Origin of the sequence: Thiomonas sp. X19, from assembly GCF_900089495.1 — a bacterium.
Classification (GTDB): Bacteria; Pseudomonadota; Gammaproteobacteria; order Burkholderiales; family Burkholderiaceae_C; genus Thiomonas_A.
In genome coordinates this window covers 3,717,419-3,732,149 of record NZ_LT605203.1, presented here as the reverse complement: position 1 = coordinate 3,732,149, position 14,731 = coordinate 3,717,419, and the positions used below count along the sequence as shown (strand labels likewise).

Sequence of the window (14,731 nt, the reverse complement as noted above, 5' to 3'; positions counted from 1 at the left end):
GTAGTCCATGTGTAGTCCAAATTTCTGCGAAATCGTCTGCAAACCCATACGCCGCAAGGCTTTCCACTGTAGTCCAGCATTTTGGAGCACCGCCATGAGCAAAACCATGCCATTCCGCATCCGTCTGTCACCCGTTGAAAAGCAGGAAATCGAGCGCATCGCCAAATCTCTTGGCATGACCATAAGCGCCTATGGGCGTATCGCCATGCTGGGCCGTGATGTCTCGCAAAACCCGCCGCCATCGACCGGCGGGTCGGGTAGCGAATCGATGGATCGCGCCGCCATGCAGACCGCTGAACTGGTTGATCGTGTGGGCATGCTGGAATCTCGTTTAGCCGAGCAGGAAGAGGCTTTTCTGAGCCTTATCGAGCACCTGCGGGAGCAGGTCCGTATCCCGAGTTTTTCCGAATTCCGTGCCCGCTACTTGGCTGATCTGCCGCTCGACCAAGACATACCAGGAAGCTCGGACGCAGAGCAACTTTTGCACGTTGCCCGTGCGTATTGGAAGACCTACGGCCAGTGGCCGCAGGCAACGCCGATGCGCCAGTTTGGACGCCTGCCAAAGGGCATGCCTCCCGAATCCTGGCCGACCAACCCTGTCTGAGATTTCGCACCCGTGTGAATACACATGCGAGGGCCGTCCTCGCGAATCGTCCAGAAAGGATCAGCCATGACCGAAGCCACCGCAATTCAGAAACTACAGGCCAAGCGCTCCAGCCTCGCCGAGCAAATCCGCAAGATCGACGCCCGCATCGCCGCTTTGCAACGCGCCGACAAGGACGCGCAGGATCGCGCCTTGCTGGCATTGATTCGCTCGCAAAACCTCACGCCCGAGCGCCTGCGTGCCATCCTGGAAGCGCCACAGAAGTCGGCAACACAGACCACCGGTTTCACCGCCGACGGCCAGGAGTAAGCCATGCTCAGCTTCCACAGCATCGACGCCGGGGCGGACGCCGCCGGAGCCGCGCAGTATTACGAAGACCTCGCCCGTGAGGACTATTACACCGCAGGCGGTGAGCCGCCTGGCAAGTGGGTTGGCAAGTTCGCCCAAGCTCTGAATCTGGACGGCCAGCAAGTCCAAAAGGGGCAATTGATCGAAGCGTTTTCCGGCTTCGACCCCGCCACTGGCAAACCCATTGCGCACAATGCAGGGCCTGCGCACAAGCCGGGCTATGACCTCACGTTCTCTGCGCCGAAGTCGGTCTCCATCATCTGGGCAACAGCCGACCAAGCAACACGCCAGGCCATTAGCTCCGCGCAGCAAAAAGCCGTCGAGGCCGCCATCGCGCACGCCGAAAAAATCGGCGCGTTTGTGCAACGTGCAGGCCATGGGGGCATTGAGAAAATCCCCCATGGCGAGCTGCTTGTGGCAACGTTCGAGCACAGCACATCGCGCAATGGCGATGCGCAGCTCCACACCCATGCGATCACCCCCAACCTTGCCGCGAACGGCAAAACCGTGGATTTTGATTCGCGCCACAAAATGGAGCTGGGCGCTTATTACCGCGCCCACCTTGCCTCAACCCTGCGAGAGATGGGATACAGCATCGAGCGCGACCGGGCATCCTTCAGGATTACGGGCGTGCCTGATGCTTTGACCCGCGAGCAATCCGGCCGCTCGCAGGAAATCGCCGAGTACCTGTCCAAGATGGGAATCGACCCAAACAGCAAGGCGGGCGCCGCCTTCAAAATGGACACGCGGCAGGCTAAGGGCGAGGTTGACCGCGCCGAGATTTTCAGCCGCGCCCGTGAAGCCGCCGGGCGCCACGACTTCGATCCGGCTGCGATCCGCAGCGGCCAGGAGGAATTGAAACTCTGGAATGATCAGGAATTCACCGTTGAAGCCTTCGGTCAGGCATCGACCCTGACCGCGACCCAGCTCCGCGCCGCCGGATTTGTCTACAGCCAAGACAAGGACGCCAACCCCGAAACGCACATCCAGCGGATGGTCGAATCCGGCGAACTGGTCGAGTTGATCGACACCAAAACCGGCGACCCTCGCTGGACCTCCCGCGAGATGCTGGAAATTGAGCGCGGGCTGGGCGACGCCGCGAAGAGACTCTCGGCGGTGCGCCTGGAGCAGGATGACGAGCGTCTTGCCGAACTCAGCCAACGCCACAAACTGAGCACAGAACAAGCGGATGCTTTCCGCCACCTGACCGCCAGAAGCTATGCCGCCGTCCAGGGCGTCGCTGGCGCGGGCAAGTCCCGCATGGTCGGCGCAGCTCGTGAACTGTGGGAATCCCAAGGCAAGCGCGTGATCGCCACGGCGATCGCGGCCAAGGCCGCGCGTGGCTTGGCTGATGGCGCGGGGATCAAGGAATCCTCGACCCTCGATGGGCTGCTGCTGAAGCTGGAAAACGAGGCGGAGAAGCTGGACAAGAACACCATCATCGTCTTGGACGAGGCTGGCATGGTCGGCTCGCGAAAAATGGCCCGCCTACTGTTGGCCGTGGAGCAATCTGGAGCGCAACTCAAGCTGATCGGCGATCCACGACAACTGCAGCCGATCGACGCCGGAGGCGCATTCCGCACCATGATCAGCGAGGCCGGGGCGGCGCAGATCAACACCGTCCAGCGGCAGCAGTCCGCCGCGGACCGCAGGATCGTGTCCGACCTCGCGGAGGGCCGCACCGCGCAAGCCCTCGATTCCATGCGCGAGGCGAACATGATCCACGCGCACGAGGACGCGGAAGCTGCGAGGCGTGAAGTAGCGGCGCAAACCATCGCAGACCTGGCCACCGGCAAATCGGCGATCGTCATGACTGGCACGCGGCGCGAAGCCTTCCAGGTCAATCAGCTTGCCCGCGGCATGGCCCGCACCACAGGTCAAATCACTGGCCCCGATGTTTCCTTCAAGAATGCTGCAGGCGACTGGCGCCACATGGCTCAGGGTGAGCGCGCGATGTTCACCCAGAACGATAAGCGCCTGCACATCGATAACGGCATGACGGGGACGATCCAGAAGATCGAGGACGGCAAGATGACCGTCGCGCTCGATGAAAAGGGCATGGGCGACGGGCGCGTGGTGGAGATCAACTTGGCTGACTATGCGCACATCGAGCATGGCTACGCCTACACGACCCACAAATCCCAAGGCGTGACCGTGGACCGCGCTCGTGCGCTCGTCGATGAAAAAATGCTCGACATGGCCATGGGCTATGTCCAGGCCAGTCGGCACCGGGAAAAATTCGATCTGCACGGCACGCGCGAGCAGATCGAAGACCTGGACAAACTCATGGCCCGCGAGCGCCTGAAAGATACTTCCGCGGATCACACCCTGAAGAACGAACCGCCGAAGCCCGGTCTTTTGGCCAAGGCCGCCGCCGGCGCAAGGCTCGCCGCGCAGAACGTGGCGCAGGCTATGACCGCAGAGCCTGCGGCCACACGCCTGCAGCCCGTGTCACGCACGGTGCAGCACGATGCCGACCTCGCCCGCCAGGCACTCACCAGCCACCGCATGGGCGCACGTCTGCCGACCCGCGAGAAGATCGATGAGGCGCTGCGCCAAGGCCGTGCCAGCTTCGATCGCGACAGCAAGGGCCGCACCTACCTCAAGATGGGAAGCTGGACCCTTGCCTATGACCTCAACAAGTCAACCAAGGTCCGCAATCGCTTCACCACCCTGACAGGCGAGCACGTCGCCGTGGTGCCCCGCAAGGGCCTCGCCGGCAAGTTCGGCGCGACCGTCGTGCTGCAAGGCAGGCCCACGATCAGCGGCAAGCTCAAGGGCATGCTGGATGGGAAGCAACATCTGGAATGGCGCAAGGCTGGCGTCGTGCGTACCGCAGTCACGCGCCTGCGGCAAGCGGCAGGCTGGGGCATGGGTGTGGTACTGCAACAGAAGGCTCTTGCCGATCTGCGCGCGCAGGCCAGGGGAGAGCGGGCGGGGCGGCAACCGGCTCGCTCGCCTCGCCAGGCCGTTACCGAGTTGCAGCAGAGCAAGCCCGTTCAGCAACCGTCGCGCGACCTCAGCCTGCAGGAAATCCATGCCGTCATGCGCGCAGGCCAGAAACTCGCCGGGCGCAGCCCCGGCTTGCATGGCAGCGTGGCAGACGGCCACGCCAGGCACATCCAGGCACTGCTGGATGAAGCTGCGACCTTGCGCGAGCGCGGGATGAGCGGCCACGAGGAATTGACCAAGCAAGCAGGGAACGAGGCCCGCGAGCTGCTGGAAATCCCCGGCGTGCGCGACCAGTACCGTCGCGAACTACTCGCCCAGATGGGGGCACCTGAACGTCTGGAAATCGAGGTGAATCTTCCGCAGCCCAAGCCAGCCGCTCCCAGTCGCAAGCGTGGCGGGATGGAGATGGGCGGCTGAATTTCGCGCCTGTCTGAATACAGGATGCGGAGTTGCCCCCGCATCCATCCAGGAAACTGTGGATGTCGCCCCCGGGGACGGCGCGGTGCTCCAGGTTTTGGTGAGTGCAACGCTCGCCAACGACACGACAGAGATGAGGGCCGAGCGTGCCCAACACCTGAAGTTCTGGGTGACTGAATATCACATGACAGCGTTTTGGCTCCTCGAATGTGACCATATCGACGAGTTTGATCACATCGAGTTTCTTGCCAACGCCGCACAAAAGGCAATTTTCAGCCTCGGTGGACTGGCCGCTGCGTGGTGAGCCTCACCGTTACCACAGCAAGCTGCCCACCGGCGAGCCTTGACCAGGGCAGGGCCGGGTCATGCTGCTTCGAGGACCCGCATTTCGATATGAAGCCCGGCAGCCGTAGCCATGTTCACCAGCGCATCGAGGCCGAATAGGTTGATCTTGCCGCGCATCAGGTCAGAGATGCGCGGCTGAGTCACACCCAATAGCGTTGCTGCTTGCGCCTGGCTCATTTCGGTGCGGGCAAGGTGGTTCTTCAGTGCCATCATCAAGGCGGAACGCAACTTCATGTTTTCCGCTTCTTCCGGGGTGTCCTCAATGGCATCCCAGACGCTGGCAAATCGTTGCTTGCTCATGGCTCTAGCTCCTTCAATAAGTTGCGGTAACGCTTCGCGGCCAAGTCAAAATCGGGTTTGCCGGTCTTCTCTGTTTTCTTCTGGAAGCAGTGAAGCACATAGACGGCATCGACGAACTTGGCTACATAGATGACCCGGAACGCTCCGGCCGCATCCCGAATCCGAATTTCTTTCACGCCTTGACCCACGGTGTTCATAGGCTTCCAGTCGTCCGGTTCCTGGCCGTTCTGCACCAGATCGAGCTGATGACCGGCCTCGCGCTTGGCCGCGAGCGGGAAGGCTCGAAGGTCATCCAGAGAGCTGCCCAGGAATTCGACTGGCTTGGGATCATCCATGCGCGAACTATACAGAATTTTGTATGTCCTGGCAACCAGCTTCCCGGCCTTCGTGCCGGGTTTTTTTGCCCCGCGTGAGCCGATTGCAAGTCTCCCCGAGCGGGCAAGCGCGGCCTGTGCAGGTTGCCCCGACTTTCCCGGTGCCCAAGCTCTGGCACGCGCCGCGCCAGGGCAAGCCTGGCACGCCCCCTGCCGCTCAAAACCGGCCCCGAGAAAGCTCGTTTTGTGAGGGCAACCACAGAAATCTGTAAATCCGCCCGTTGACAAGTGACGCGCAAGCCAAGGGGTTGCTCACTTACCCACCGGTCACCCTCCGCGCCGATTTCGCACCCGAGTGAATACATGCAAGACCAACTCTTCGGAGCACTTGCATGCACCCCCTCAAGACCCTCACCACCGGCTTGCTGGTGGCCGTCAGCCTCGCCACCGCCCACGCCGCCGACACCCCGCCGTCGCCCTGGTCGCTCGACATCAATGTCACGAGCGTCCACACCGAAGCCTGGGCCCGCCGCCAGCTCAATCAGGACAACCCGGGCTTGGGCATCGAGGTCAAGTTCAGCCCTGACTGGAATGCAGCGGGCGGGTTTTACAAGAACAGCTACCGCCGCGAAACCGCCTACCTGCTGGGCATCTGGACACCCCTGCATTGGCATTGGGGCTTGCCCTGTGGTCTGACGGCCAGCGCGGGCCTTGCGGCCGGGCTGGTCTCGGGCTATCGCCGCACCGAGGTGCCGACCGCACCGCTCGCCGCAGGCGCAGTGCTGCGCCTGCGCACGGCGCAGGGGTTCGGGATCAATCTGCTGGCGGTCCCGAACACCCAATCGGGGTCCGGCTTTATCGGCCTGCAACTCGTCGCCCCGCTCTGAATTTCGCACCCGCGTGAATAGCAACAGCGGGGACGTGTTGTCCCCGCACAACCTCAAGAAAGAACATCCATGTCCATGAAAAAACACCTCCACACCATCCTTGCCGCAGCGTGCAGCTCGCCGTGGGCGAGCGCGTGCAGGTACTTGCCGCTTTGACCGGGCGGCCCGGCCGTGCCGGGCCTGCCTGTCTTGGATGAATTACGGAAATACAGAAATGCGGAAATCTGCAACATGATCATGAAGAACGACGATGGTTTTTCCTTGCTGGCCTTGATGCACGCGGCTGAGGCAATTGATAGCGGGCATTGGCTGATGAAGTGCCCAGCGCACCAGGGAGCCTCTTCTGCGTCGCTGGAGGTGAGGCTTTGCGAGGGGAGATACGACCTGCGGTGCGTCTGCGGCTGCAAGCCCGATCTGGTGATTGCCGCTGCGCTCGCTTTGGTGCAGGCCAAGGTGGATGGGCGTGAGGAAGTGCGATGCGCGGCATGAAGAAACCCCTGCGCCAGGTGCTGCGGGAGTTCCCCGCAGCACGCGCCCGGCTGTTGCCGGGCGGGCATTGGCTCATCGAGACGCCACGAGGGGCTGTGATCGTCTCCGCGACGGCATCGGATTGGCGGGCGTTGCGCAACATTCGCGCAGAGCTACGGCGGAGATTCGGGCGATGAATCCCCGCGCTGCGTTCCGCTTGGTTTTGGCGGGTCGAATCCTTCGGCTGCGCGGGCATGTCATCGAGTGCAAGCGTGGCGAGTCCTATCCCTTGGCCGTGCTGCGGGTGCTGCTTACCCTGCCTGATGACATGCGCGAGGTGTTGCGCAGTGAGGTGGATTTTCTGGAGTCGCTGGGGCCATATGGGGCACCCAGCGAGACGATCCGCGAGCGCTGGGCCGAGCGAATGCCCGACCCGTTGCAGACCGGGGACGGGTAGAGTCGACTTCAAGCTGCCTGTTGGACCAGCGGCAAGCGCAGATCGATTCATGTCCAACGCATGGCTGAAGGCGCAGGGGCTGCTGAGCACCAAGGACTGTGGTGCAAGGCCCAGAGGCGGCCCCGCTGGGGCTTGAAAATCGGTCGTCAGCGCGAGCCGATTTGTTGAACCGTCCACTGCGGAACTGGGTGGTGTGGGGGCTGGGAGCTAGAAACTCCTGTCTACCCGATTAGGTTGCGCTTTTTAAGGTCGAAGGGGGCTCATTCGGCACCTAACGCGACCTTAGCCTGCTCTACTAGCGAGTCGGGCCCGGAAAGTTGCACTGAGAGATTGTGCAAATCCGGGCCAACAATTTCAATAATCAGCCTTTCGCCATCTAGTTCGTGTGGCACGCCGCTCAATTGCTCGCGAATGTGCTCTTTGACGGATTCAAGAGCAGCCTTCTCAAGCTCGTCTTTAAGGCTATTTGCTGTCAAAGGCCGGCCATTTATGGTCATAGTAATTTCGATCATCTCTCGGCTCCGTGAGTAATTTGGTATGCAACCTAACGTTCAAATTAGCCGCAGGGCGCTCACTGTTGCCCGTTCGGCGGAATGACCTTTGCTTCAACTTCGCTAAGTGGCGGCAGTTGAATTGCCTCGAACATGACACTGGGGAACCTTGTGATTAGCTTCCAGTTCTCTGTGATGATCTTCGAGTCTGCGTGCGCCTGAACGTATGCATGATGCGAGTGCGCAGCTGAGTAGGCCGCTGAAAATGCCTCACGAACTTTGGGCTCAAGGTAAAGACAGTTTTTTTCCCACCAGTCTTGACACTTCATAACTACCTTACCAATCGTGTCAGTGTGCGTGCCGCCTAATAGTTCCCGCCAAAGAGTAAAGGCTTCCTGATGCGCCTGAAGACGGCGATCAAGCGCAGCCATACGAAGCTGGTGTTTTGCCTTGCTTTCTTCTATCAGCACAGCGTACTGAGTTCTGACGCCTTCAATCTCGTGAGTAATGGCTGCGATGTCTTCCCGCGTGGCGAGATTTTCGGCCTTCTTTGATAGGTAGCTCGACAAGTACGACTTCAGGAACAGCCAGCCGATTCCGAGAGAGACGATACCGCCGAGACCGAACGCTCCGGCATAACGTTGTAACTCACGCAATTCTTCAATGGTCATGGCTGATGTAGGCGGCTAACGTCGGCTGGAACGTCTTGTTAGCCCTGTTCCAGTTCTTCATTCACAGGTTCCATAGGAACTGGTGCATCCATGCTTTGCTGTTCGGGAGGAGGAGCGGGCTGTCCGGCAACTTGAGGGCGCTGCGGCATCTGGCCTACAACTATTTGCTGCTGCGCTTGCAAAATGAACGTTGCCCCGTTGTGGTTCTGAATGATCTTGAAGGAGGGCGTGCTGGATAAGGTATGGAAATATATGTGGTGAATAGAAAGAACGATGTCTTGTAATTTTTGATCAGACTCAAGCGTTTTAATGGTGAGGCCAATCTCACTGCATTTCTTCATCGAAAGATGACGATTATGCGCAAAATTTACTGAATGATCTCCGAGTTCACGAAGAACGGTTTCAATTGTTTCTTTAGATCCTTCTATGTCTTTAAGCATATTTCGGCCAAGCCAGTCCGCCACCAACGAATTAGACCAGTCTAGCGCCTTTTTGCATTCTCCAATAAATGCTGGCGGGTACTTTGCAAGGATGGGCTGCCAGACCGGAATTGTTCGCGGGTCGTCAACAATCTCTCGATAGGCGCGCTCAAACTCTTCTATGACTCCGTGAGCCGGGATGTTTCCGAATTGAGGGTCGACTGGGCCAAGAGAAGAATGCTTACCCATCCAAATTTCTTTGCAAGAGCAGGCAATCATTGTGCCCGCAGACATCGCCATCTGTGGAACGAAACAACGAATGTCGCCTTTGAATTTTTCCCAAAGGTAGTCAACAATGGATTCCGTGGCCGCAGTGTCACCGCCGGGTGTATGCAAGATTAGGTCTAAACCTTTTGCAACATCCAACCCGTTAATGGCGGTCATTAAGCCATTCTTGTCTGTATCATTTACAGCACACAACGCTCCAAGCTCAGGTTTTTGCAGCCACCCACTATAATAGCAAATGACGTTCCGCTTGGTGTAGTTGGAAAGCCTCTTGGTATATTTTCGCCTTAGCACATCATAGCTACTACCGAGCTGGCCGAGTTCGCGAACTAATTGAGACCAGTCAGACATTGTGAACTTCCTTAGAAATTACCTTCGCTTCTCCGTTGTGGACAACCACTGTTTCAACGGTATAAGTCGCTGGCCCCTTATGCTCGTCATTGGCTAGGTCAATGGCATGCATGACGCTCTTGATGGACTGATCGGCTAAGCGGAATAAGGCGAGCTTTTCCTCAATATCTTTCATAGTTCCCCCTGTGGGCTAACGTTTGAATTCACCGGCGCTGCGCGGCTTTATCGCGCAGCGTCCGGTGGAATGATGGGTTAGCCATTGATGATGCTAAGAACCACAATGTCATTTTCTCTTCTTGTAAAAAATACCCGAAGCCCTCGCTCCCGAAGCACGTAGATTTCTTGTTCGGCATCCCGGACGCGGTGAACGTTGACCGAAGACTCAGGGTTTTTGGGGTCGAGCTTTTCTAAGAGAGAAACGATATGGACAAGAGTAAGGGGTCCAAGAGCTTGGCGGCCACTGACTTCTTCTTGTGCGGGTTTGGCAAGGAGAATGCTCATTTGGTCTTGACCTCCAAATTCTTCAGTACTGTCTTGACATCGACCAGAGATGCCTTTTCTGGATCGGTCTTTACCAGTGCGGCCAATCCCTCCAGTTTCGTTTTTCTGATGTGGGCAATGCAATGCTGATCGTCAGCGAACACCAGGACGCTTTCATCGTAGTTGAGAAACGCAAGATGGACGCCAAGCCAACAGACTGCGCTACCCACGAGCCACCAGAACGAAGAAACCTTTAGTGTAAGTGACCAATCAAGGACGCCACCCGGGGTGACTTGCGTAGCAAATATGCTAGACATGACACCAATAATGATGGTCAGTAGTAGCGTGGCTGTGAGGCGTAGCCTGGGGGAACTAGCAATATCTTTCACTTTGATTGAGTGTCCCAAGGTTGAAATGGCTAACGTAATGTAGACCGTCGGATAAGCCTGGCATCCCAGGATATCCGACGGGATAAAAACAAAGATCGGCTGGGCGTGCGTTGGCACCGTGAGCCTGCAACCCGCATGGCGACGCGCTTTCCAAGGCCATTGTTGTGCCGTTCGGTGTTCATGATGGCGCGCAAACGCTGTCGCCTATCCTGGATCGATGCGTGAACAGACTTGCATCTCAAACAAACAAGGTGCTTTGCGGCAAACTGTCTCATCGCTCGGATTCGGGGTCTTGCTGGGCGGAATTGCCGCTGAGCTTACTGGTATTTCTGCACGCCGAGAAGGCATTGATGGCGTATTCGGCACTGCCTCAATGGCGGCCGATGATCGCGCGTCCGGCGTGTGCTGGCGGCCCAACTGGCCGGCAACCGGCGAAGAGATCAGCTACAGGCTGGGCATCGCCAAACTGGTGGCGATCCTGGGGACGGGCGCGATCTGAGTCTCACCAACAATATCGTTGCCGCGATCGTCGGGCGCACTTCCGGCTTTCACCCACACAATTTTGCGAAGTCCCGGGCTTTGCAGGCCATGATCGGGAACGGCGGTAGCCGTGGGGCTTGGGCAGGCTGGAGCCGCTGGCAGGCGGCGGGTTTGGTGATGCGGTTGCCGGGGGCCGGTTGTCCACAGATTCTGTGGGTAAGGCTGGGGATGTTGTGCCGCAGTTTCGTTGTGTGGCAAGGGTTTGCGGGGTCGTGGATCGGGGTGGTGATTTTGTGGGCGATGGCCGGGCTGTCGGGCTGCGCCCCGAGCCCCTGCGGGTCTCGGCCTACCGGCCTCCATCCCTATCGCAAAGGCTACTGCAGCACTCGTGCGCAAGCGCACCAGTGCCTACCCCAAGGCCAGGCGCAAGCGCCAGGCCCACAGTCCAAGGCATGCCTGCCGTGCAGGCACGTAGGACCGGCATGCGCCCGGCGGACCGGGCGGGGAATACGGCGGGGCTGCGAGCCCCACCGTTAGCTCGCTTCACTGCTGGATTGCTCGGGCCGGGTGGACGTGCTCGACCTCCTGGGCTGATAAGCCAGCTATGGAGCCGCCGGACTTTTTCCCCGGCCAAGCGCTGGCAAGTGTCGCGCCAGTGCCGAGCATAAAAGGGGCCCCCTCGCTGCGCTCGACCCCATTTATCCCTCTGCCCTGTCACGCCCCGTGCCGCTTAAAGACGCCGGGGAAAAAGGTCTTTTGGTGAGGCGGCTCCATACCCGGCAGGACATCAACCCAGGAGGTCAACCATGAGCACATCCACCCTATACAACCCCGAGCAATCCACCAGTTCCACTCGCATCAACGTTGAGGCTCTCCACCCCAGCAGGGGGCAAAAGGCGGGGGCGGATGAGTTGATCGTTCGATTGGTGGCTGAGGAATTCAAGGTGTCGCAGGACTGCGTGCTGAAGTTCATTGCGCATGGCTATCGGCCTTGACTTTCCCGGCCCGGCTCGATGGCCGGGCCTGCATCGACAACCCAACCAGAAGTTACTTCCAGGAGCGTTAGATGAAGACCCAAGCAAACACCACCCCGTCCGCCGACAGCGCACAGAACAAAGCCCCCGCCCAGACCGTCCAGATGACCCGCGAGGAATGGAAGGCAATCCCGCGTGATTACAAGATTTACAGCCGCAAGACCGGGCGCTTTGTGATGCGCCACAGCCCGAAGGGCGTCGGCCTGTTCCCCGTCACCCTCATCGATTGAACCTACCCGCCCGGCTCGTTGGCCGGGCCAATCCCAGAAGTCACTTCCAGGAGCAACCACCATGCAAATCACCACGACCGACACCATGCGTGAATTCTTCGGGGAACCGATCAGCACGTACACCCGCGCCCAGGCCATTGAAGACGGGCAACTGATTGACTTGTCCACCACCGCCCGCGAGGCGGGCATTGTCTGGCCCGTGGCGCTCACCAGCGCTGCATGGGGCGATTGCGTGGAATGGACGGATGCCACCGAGGCCCGCAAGGGTTACACCGGGCAGAGCGAGAGCGGCAGGCTGTGGGATGTGGTGTGGATGCTGAGCCTTGCAATTCGCTCGGCGCTGCGCCGGGGGCTGGATGCCAGCCAGCAGCCCCTCTATTACTCGCTGCACCGCACGCCCACGGCTGGCCGTGGCGTCATGCCTCGCCTCGTGCAACTGAAGTTTGTCATCGGGCCGGGCGATGACGGGCGGCCTGTCATCACTGTGATGCTGCCGGGCGAGGACTGATCCGAAGAAATTTCGCCCCTGTGTGAATGCATACAGGGGCACCCTTCACTGCACCAAAGGACTATCACCATGCAAATCAACAACCAGCAACAACCCGACAACCTGCCGGTTTATTTGACCATCGTTGGCGCAGCCATCGTCTGGATTCTCGCCGTGAATTTCTTCCCGTTCTGGACCCTCACCCTGACCGCTGCCATCGCCGCCGCCGTCCGCACGGTCCTGTGGCTGCGCCGTTAACCGATCGAGGCCGTCCCGAGCCCAGCGGCCGGGGCTTTCTTTTGCCTGTATTTCTGTAAATCTGCAATTGGGGAAAACATGAAAATCGCAATCCTGAATCAAAAAGGCGGGGTCGGAAAAACTACCCTGAGTGTCAATCTTGCCGCTAGTCTCTCTCGCGCGTGTTCGCGCGTGCTGCTGATCGATGCTGACCCGCAAGGCTCGGCCTTGGACTGGGCCGCCGCTCGCCAGGCCGAACCCCTGTTTTCCGCGGTCGGCCTGCCCAAGCCGACCCTGCACCGCGATATTGAGCAGATCGGGCAGGGGTATGACCACATCATCATCGATGGCCCGCCACGCGTCACCGAGCTGGCCAGATCGGCCATCATGGCCGCCGACCTGGTGATCATTCCCGTTCAGCCGTCGCCTCTCGACGTGTGGGCGGCCGATGAGGTGGTGAAGCAGATCGACGAAGCCCGCATCTACAAGCCTGCCCTGAATTCTGTATTTGCGATAAATCGCAAAATCGTAAATACTGCGCTCGGCCGCGATGTTCGCGAAGCGCTAGCCAGCTATAGCGTGTCTGCGCTCGATGCATCGGTCTGTCAGCGCATCGTATTTGCCGAATCAGCCGCGCAGGGCTTGGCCGTTTTCGAGACCGAGCCGGACGGCCCCGCCGCCCGCGAGATCGAGGCGCTGCGCGAAGAAATCATGCAGAAATACGGCAACCCGTAAATCTGCATTTCTGTATTTCAGGAGAACGCTATGAGCAAAAAAATTTCCATCGCCCCCCGCCCCAGTGCCCGCCAGGCTGATGAATGGGTGAGCGCTCCGGTCAAGGGTAAACCCGCAAAAGCCCATGCGGATGGCGAGGACATGAAGCGGTTGACAATTGACATTCCCGCTGCGCTGCACCGTAGGGTTAAATCGGAATGCGCTGCGCAGGGGGAAAAAATGGCTGATGTTGTCCGGGACTTGCTGATACAGAAATACGGAAAATCGTAATTCTGTAACTCTGTAGTTCAGAGGGTTGACATGAACCACAAAAAATGTCCGCGCCCAATTTCTGCGGCTCATCACGAAGCCGCGCATGCGGTTATCGCGAGGCGCCTTGGCGCGTCGATTGACCGCATTTTTCTTGACGGCGATGGGGGTCAATGCGACTTCATCACGCCACTGGGCTGGTCAGTTCGAGACGATGCACTGGTTTTACTGGCCGGGCCTATCGCCAGTATGCGAATACTGAAACGATCAGGGTTCGCAGTCATCGGGTGCTCGCAGGACTACACCATCGCGCGCGGACTTTTTGATGAGCGTTCAGAGTTTGGCGAGGCCATGGACGCTGCTCGCGAGCTTGTGCGCAAGCACTGGGAAGAAATCAAAGAGCTGGCGCGTGGGCTGTTGGAATCAGATGATTTAATGATCACCGTGGCCGAAATGTGAAATCCGCCCACCACATCTCCGAGTCCTGACAGAGCCGGCGACGCCGCCTAGAATCGGATGCATGAACTTTGACCGCATCACGATCGAGCCTGGCAAGCGCAGTGGGCAGCCCTGCATTCGGGGTCTGCGCATCACTGTGTACGACGTGCTAGCGCAATTCGCGTCCGGCGCGACCGAACAGGACGTTCTCCAGGATTTCCCCGAGCTGCAGCACGAGGACATCCTGGCTTGTTTCGCCTATGCCGCTGAGCGGGAACATCACAGCGCCAGGGTCGCGGCTTGAAACTGCTGCTCGATGAAAACCTCTCGCGGCGGCTCGTTCCGCTGCTGCAGCCGCACTATCCTGAAACCACCCATGTCTGTTTTGCCGGCCTTGAGCGGGCAACGGACGCCGAAATCCGAGTCTTCGCGGCCCATCAAGGGTATGTGATCGTCACGCGCGACAGCGACTTCAACGACCTGGCCGTGTTGCGTGGCGCTCCACCCCAGGTCATCCGGCTGCGTATCGCCAATTGTCGCAATGACCACGTCGCACGCCTGCTGATCGACCAGCAGGACGAGCTGCGAAGGCGTCTGGAAGACCCGGCAATCGCCCTGGTGGAACTGACCTGAGGCCCCGTGCAGACCACTTCGCCGAGCTGC

General features: G+C 59.4%; 26 protein-coding genes. 17 read left to right on the top strand and 9 right to left on the bottom strand.

The annotated features are described in order from the left end of the window. Positions 1-94 precede the first annotated feature (94 nt). The 4 genes from THIX_RS18105 (at position 95) to THIX_RS18090 (ending at position 4,625) form a co-directional block, all read left to right on the top strand. The gene (locus tag THIX_RS18105; protein WP_112487300.1) at positions 95-604 is read left to right on the top strand and encodes a hypothetical protein; all 510 of its coding nucleotides are present in this window, start codon (positions 95-97) and stop codon (positions 602-604) included. Between the two features lie 66 nt (positions 605-670). Then, positions 671-913: a hypothetical protein gene (locus THIX_RS18100; RefSeq protein ID WP_112487299.1), complete on the top strand. Its 243-nt coding sequence runs from the start codon at positions 671-673 to the stop codon at positions 911-913. Between the two features lie 3 nt (positions 914-916). Then, complete coding sequence (gene mobF, locus THIX_RS18095; protein ID WP_112487298.1) at positions 917-4,321, top strand: MobF family relaxase; 3,405 nt, start codon at positions 917-919, stop codon at positions 4,319-4,321. Positions 4,322-4,379: 58 nt separating this feature from the next. Further along, positions 4,380-4,625, top strand: coding sequence for a hypothetical protein (locus tag THIX_RS18090; RefSeq protein ID WP_112487297.1), 246 nt, complete (start codon positions 4,380-4,382; stop codon positions 4,623-4,625). A gap of 59 nt (positions 4,626-4,684) precedes the next feature. On the opposite strand, the gene THIX_RS18085 is transcribed toward THIX_RS18090, so the two are convergent. Both THIX_RS18085 and THIX_RS18080 read right to left on the bottom strand, forming a co-directional pair. Next, complete coding sequence (locus THIX_RS18085; protein ID WP_112487296.1) at positions 4,685-4,966, bottom strand: helix-turn-helix domain-containing protein; 282 nt, start codon at positions 4,964-4,966, stop codon at positions 4,685-4,687. Beyond that, positions 4,963-5,301, bottom strand: coding sequence for a type II toxin-antitoxin system RelE/ParE family toxin (locus tag THIX_RS18080; RefSeq protein WP_112487295.1), 339 nt, complete (start codon positions 5,299-5,301; stop codon positions 4,963-4,965). The genes THIX_RS18085 and THIX_RS18080 overlap by 4 nt, the downstream gene beginning before the upstream one ends. 371 nt (positions 5,302-5,672) lie before the next feature. Between THIX_RS18080 and THIX_RS18075 the strand changes: the two genes are divergently transcribed. After that, complete coding sequence (locus THIX_RS18075; protein ID WP_112487294.1) at positions 5,673-6,167, top strand: hypothetical protein; 495 nt, start codon at positions 5,673-5,675, stop codon at positions 6,165-6,167. A gap of 53 nt (positions 6,168-6,220) precedes the next feature. On the opposite strand, the gene THIX_RS23580 is transcribed toward THIX_RS18075, so the two are convergent. After that, entirely contained in the window at positions 6,221-6,400 is a 180-nt protein-coding gene (locus tag THIX_RS23580; protein WP_112487293.1) for a hypothetical protein, read from the bottom strand. On the opposite strand from THIX_RS23580, the gene THIX_RS23575 reads away from it, so the two are divergent. Together THIX_RS23575 and THIX_RS18060 are read left to right on the top strand one after the other, a co-directional pair. Further along, on the top strand, positions 6,399-6,656 hold the full coding sequence (locus THIX_RS23575; RefSeq protein ID WP_112487292.1) for a hypothetical protein: 258 nt from the start codon (positions 6,399-6,401) through the stop codon (positions 6,654-6,656). The two genes, THIX_RS23580 and THIX_RS23575, sit on opposite strands and share 2 nt — an antisense overlap. 172 nt (positions 6,657-6,828) lie before the next feature. Beyond that, positions 6,829-7,092 (top strand): hypothetical protein, encoded by a 264-nt coding sequence (locus THIX_RS18060; protein WP_112487291.1) that lies wholly within the window; start codon positions 6,829-6,831, stop codon positions 7,090-7,092. A 260-nt stretch (positions 7,093-7,352) separates the two neighbouring features. On the opposite strand, the gene THIX_RS18055 is transcribed toward THIX_RS18060, so the two are convergent. The 6 genes from THIX_RS18055 to THIX_RS18035 form a co-directional block, all read right to left on the bottom strand. After that, on the bottom strand, positions 7,353-7,604 hold the full coding sequence (locus tag THIX_RS18055) for a hypothetical protein (RefSeq protein ID WP_112487290.1): 252 nt from the start codon (positions 7,602-7,604) through the stop codon (positions 7,353-7,355). 59 nt (positions 7,605-7,663) lie between these two features. Beyond that, complete coding sequence (locus THIX_RS18050; protein WP_112487289.1) at positions 7,664-8,254, bottom strand: hypothetical protein; 591 nt, start codon at positions 8,252-8,254, stop codon at positions 7,664-7,666. Between the two features lie 38 nt (positions 8,255-8,292). Next, entirely contained in the window at positions 8,293-9,309 is a 1,017-nt protein-coding gene (locus THIX_RS18045) for a S49 family peptidase (RefSeq protein ID WP_112487288.1), read from the bottom strand. Next, positions 9,302-9,484, bottom strand: a complete 183-nt coding sequence (locus THIX_RS18040) for a hypothetical protein (RefSeq protein WP_112487287.1) — start codon at positions 9,482-9,484, stop codon at positions 9,302-9,304. Before THIX_RS18040 ends, THIX_RS18045 begins: the two co-directional genes overlap by 8 nt. A 77-nt stretch (positions 9,485-9,561) precedes the next feature. After that, positions 9,562-9,810: a hypothetical protein gene (locus THIX_RS23185; RefSeq protein WP_146748615.1), complete on the bottom strand. Its 249-nt coding sequence runs from the start codon at positions 9,808-9,810 to the stop codon at positions 9,562-9,564. Continuing rightward, on the bottom strand, positions 9,807-10,295 hold the full coding sequence (locus tag THIX_RS18035) for a hypothetical protein (protein ID WP_112487286.1): 489 nt from the start codon (positions 10,293-10,295) through the stop codon (positions 9,807-9,809). Before THIX_RS18035 ends, THIX_RS23185 begins: the two co-directional genes overlap by 4 nt. A 100-nt stretch (positions 10,296-10,395) precedes the next feature. On the opposite strand from THIX_RS18035, the gene THIX_RS23180 reads away from it, so the two are divergent. The 10 genes from THIX_RS23180 (at position 10,396) to THIX_RS17995 (ending at position 14,701) form a co-directional block, all read left to right on the top strand. Further along, positions 10,396-10,677 carry a hypothetical protein gene (locus tag THIX_RS23180; protein ID WP_158540946.1) on the top strand — a complete coding sequence of 94 codons (282 nt, stop codon included), beginning with the start codon at positions 10,396-10,398 and terminating at the stop codon, positions 10,675-10,677. A 787-nt stretch (positions 10,678-11,464) separates the two neighbouring features. Beyond that, on the top strand, positions 11,465-11,653 hold the full coding sequence (locus THIX_RS18030; RefSeq protein WP_112487285.1) for a hypothetical protein: 189 nt from the start codon (positions 11,465-11,467) through the stop codon (positions 11,651-11,653). Positions 11,654-11,724: 71 nt separating this feature from the next. Continuing rightward, on the top strand, positions 11,725-11,922 hold the full coding sequence (locus THIX_RS18025; protein WP_112487284.1) for a hypothetical protein: 198 nt from the start codon (positions 11,725-11,727) through the stop codon (positions 11,920-11,922). Between the two features lie 61 nt (positions 11,923-11,983). After that, on the top strand, positions 11,984-12,430 hold the full coding sequence (locus THIX_RS18020; RefSeq protein ID WP_112487283.1) for a DUF6573 family protein: 447 nt from the start codon (positions 11,984-11,986) through the stop codon (positions 12,428-12,430). 69 nt (positions 12,431-12,499) lie between these two features. Beyond that, on the top strand, positions 12,500-12,667 hold the full coding sequence (locus THIX_RS23570) for a hypothetical protein (protein WP_158540945.1): 168 nt from the start codon (positions 12,500-12,502) through the stop codon (positions 12,665-12,667). Between the two features lie 78 nt (positions 12,668-12,745). Beyond that, positions 12,746-13,381, top strand: coding sequence for a ParA family partition ATPase (gene parA, locus THIX_RS18015; protein WP_112487282.1), 636 nt, complete (start codon positions 12,746-12,748; stop codon positions 13,379-13,381). A gap of 30 nt (positions 13,382-13,411) precedes the next feature. Next, positions 13,412-13,651 carry a hypothetical protein gene (locus THIX_RS18010; RefSeq protein WP_112487281.1) on the top strand — a complete coding sequence of 80 codons (240 nt, stop codon included), beginning with the start codon at positions 13,412-13,414 and terminating at the stop codon, positions 13,649-13,651. A 30-nt stretch (positions 13,652-13,681) separates the two neighbouring features. Beyond that, positions 13,682-14,089 carry a hypothetical protein gene (locus THIX_RS23175; protein WP_146748613.1) on the top strand — a complete coding sequence of 136 codons (408 nt, stop codon included), beginning with the start codon at positions 13,682-13,684 and terminating at the stop codon, positions 14,087-14,089. A gap of 61 nt (positions 14,090-14,150) precedes the next feature. Continuing rightward, positions 14,151-14,372: a DUF433 domain-containing protein gene (locus THIX_RS18000; protein ID WP_112487279.1), complete on the top strand. Its 222-nt coding sequence runs from the start codon at positions 14,151-14,153 to the stop codon at positions 14,370-14,372. Further along, a complete protein-coding gene (locus tag THIX_RS17995; protein ID WP_112487278.1) occupies positions 14,369-14,701 on the top strand; it encodes a DUF5615 family PIN-like protein in 333 nt (110 codons plus the stop codon). The genes THIX_RS18000 and THIX_RS17995 overlap by 4 nt, the downstream gene beginning before the upstream one ends. Positions 14,702-14,731: the final 30 nt, after the last annotated feature.